The 1,944-nt window shown below is 53.9% G+C and carries 2 protein-coding genes; both read left to right on the top strand.

Translation table 11 applies throughout. The features are described 5' to 3' along the window. Positions 1-295 precede the first annotated feature (295 nt). Positions 296-877 carry a hypothetical protein gene (locus QWZ14_RS29225; protein WP_290320589.1) on the top strand — a complete coding sequence of 194 codons (582 nt, stop codon included), beginning with the start codon at positions 296-298 and terminating at the stop codon, positions 875-877. 374 nt (positions 878-1,251) lie between these two features. Beyond that, entirely contained in the window at positions 1,252-1,749 is a 498-nt protein-coding gene (locus tag QWZ14_RS29220) for an IS1595 family transposase (protein ID WP_290320588.1), read from the top strand. Positions 1,750-1,944 lie beyond the last annotated feature (195 nt).

Below are 1,944 nucleotides of genomic sequence, written 5' to 3'. Positions count from 1 at the left end.
CCATGCCCGTCAGCCTTCGCGCATAATCCAGGCTAGGAGGGTCTTGGCCAAGATTCGACAGACATACTGCGCCTAAGGGTATGGTCATCAGCACATCGGATCATGTTCCGGCACCTTCACAATACGCGCAGAAGCGGACCAATAGTTGCGCCGCCTGAACCCCACGCCACTTCAACTCATCCCGGCGGCACATTAATACAACTGAGAGATGCAGAATAAGTCATATTTTGTGTATGTTAAATTTAAGCAACTTAGTGTAGCGTTTGTGGCAAGAGCGACCATTCAGGATTGCCCAATGTCAATATTAAATAAAAATGAAAAGCTGGGTTCCACTCTTATCGAATTGTGTGGGTATCATGCCGATAAATTCGCACGTCGCCAGTCATTGCATCCAAAACGTTTAGTTTTGCTAAACAAAATCTACAGGATTCTTGATAAAGAATCTCCTGTTATTATAATGCTGGGGCAATGTGCGCAGAGCAATGCTATTTTTAATAACTTGAATCTAAGAACTCTTGGTATTCAGACTATCCTGCATCAAGCCAAGCTAGTTCTTGAAATCCCCGATGAGCGTGATGTCTATAAACTTGGTAGTGACCGCCAAACGATCCGTCGGATGATTCGCAAGGCAACAGCACTCAAAATACGGTGCCGAAGCGTTTCAGAACCCGATGAGCGCCAGAAAATTCTGCAAATGGCTATAGCTTATGAACAGTCTCATCCCGACGAAAGATACAGAAAAAAACATCCAGTAGTTCCCGATCCAAACGGGATGGACTTATGGCTTGCGGCTTTTGCGGATGATCTGCGGCCGATAGCTGTTTCCGTAACTCCATCCGCAGGCAATGTGGCAACACTCCGTTTTTTCGTACGCTAGAAGCAAGCCAGGAGGCAACGCTCGCTCGCTATTTACTGACAGAATATTTGGTAAATCAAATGTCTGAGCGAAGCGTTAAGTATCTTATTGACACCGTGCACCCAATTTACATCTCCAGTGGCCTCCATCATTTTGCGTCAATGCTTGGATTTAAAATCAAGCGTGCTCAAATAGAAAAATTCTAGCGTTTGTTGAAAGAATATAGGATGCTTTTGGCTTGCTCTGGTTTCAATGGGCGTCTCGTTTCAGTTGAGGCTCTTATTGGGATCCGGGGTGATGGACCCAGGCCCGGATAGCGTGCCCGGGGTCGGTCTGTGATGATGTGCCAGGGGGGCGGGATAGCGAACCGTCCCGTACGAGGAGCCCGTGGCGTGATGGCCGCCCCTGACCTGGTTAATCTCTCGGCACTGATCGACGATGCCAAGTGCTTCGCCCTGGTGCGCCAGCATCGCTGGCCGGAGGGTGTCCGCTGCCCTGCCTGCAATAGCCGTACCGCGGTCCGCGATGGCTTTGACGAGACCCAGGCGCACCGGCAGCGATACCGTTGCAAGGCGTGCGCGGGGCGCTTCGACGACCTCACCGGCACGGTGCTGGCCAGCCATCACCAGCCGCTGCGGGTCTGGGTGATGTGCCTGTACTTCATGGGCCTGAACCTCTCGAACCGTCAGATCGCCCAGGAACTGGGCCTCAACGGATCGGACGTGCAGGCCATGACCGAGCAGCTGCGCGACGGCCTGGTCGCCAAGGCTCCCCCGGTGCGGTTGGCAGGCGAGGTGGAGATCGACGAGGTCTATGTCGTGGCCGGGCACAAAGGCCAACCTGCAGCAGTCGCAAAAAGGGGCGGTTTGGACGCCGCCGCAGACTGGCAGTAGCGCCGGGCCGCGGCACGCTGGAGAAGGACAAGCCGCCGATCCTCGGCCTGATCCAGCGCGGCGGTCAGGTCGTCATGCGCATGCTGGCCAATGTGCAGCAGAAGACGATCCAGCCAATCATCGAGGCCACCGTCGCCAAGGGGTGCCCTCGTCTATCAGGCTGCTGAAGTTCGTAGCCTGAAATCCGCGTCCATG

Source organism: Paeniroseomonas aquatica (genome assembly GCF_030409335.1).
GTDB classification, from domain to species: Bacteria; Pseudomonadota; Alphaproteobacteria; order Acetobacterales; family Acetobacteraceae; genus Belnapia; species Belnapia aquatica.
Note: the sequence above shows the minus strand (reverse complement) of the source record. Positions and strands in the feature narration are given on the sequence as shown.

Excerpts from the sequence above, each read along its gene's own strand:
- QWZ14_RS29225 (WP_290320589.1), top strand. The coding sequence starts at position 296 with ATGTCAATATTAAATAAAAATGAAAAGCTGGGTTCCACTCTTATCGAA.
- QWZ14_RS29220 (WP_290320588.1), top strand. The coding sequence starts at position 1,252 with ATGGCCGCCCCTGACCTGGTTAATCTCTCGGCACTGATCGACGATGCC.